The 386-nt window shown below is 53.1% G+C and carries 1 protein-coding gene; it reads right to left on the bottom strand.

What is annotated here, in order from left to right; genetic code table 11:
• Positions 1-349: GGDEF domain-containing protein (locus NE664_15570; protein ID MCQ4728052.1), on the bottom strand; the 349-nt coding region annotated here is incomplete at its 3' end.
• Positions 350-386: the final 37 nt, after the last annotated feature.

Genomic DNA, 386 nt, shown 5'->3' with positions numbered 1-386 from the left:
GGCCGGTAAGCAGATCAATATCCCGTTCCTGTTCAATCTGCTGTTTCTCCACGATCGCCTCTGTCACATCGATGACGATTCCCAGCGTCCTTCCCTCCCCTTCATACGACGTAATCCTTACATAACGGCGCTCGCTCCCTTCCAGGAGGTATACTTCCTTCTCTTCAGCCAGCGGTTCGGCGCACAGCTCCCTGATTCGTTCCACGAAAAGCGTCCTGTCCGCAAGTACAGTGCGAAGTTCTTCCTCCGGTATCATCAGAATCTCTCCCAGCTTTTTCGTCGCCAGTACACGCCTCATGTCCTGATTATACTCGTAAACAGCAATCGGAATATCGACACTCTGGAACACGAAAGACAGCTTGCCGGTCGCCTCCAGAAGGCTTCCC

Source organism: Anaerotignum faecicola (genome assembly GCA_024460105.1).
GTDB lineage: Bacteria > Bacillota > Clostridia > Lachnospirales > Anaerotignaceae > JANFXS01.
This window is presented reverse-complemented; position numbering and strand designations above follow the sequence as displayed.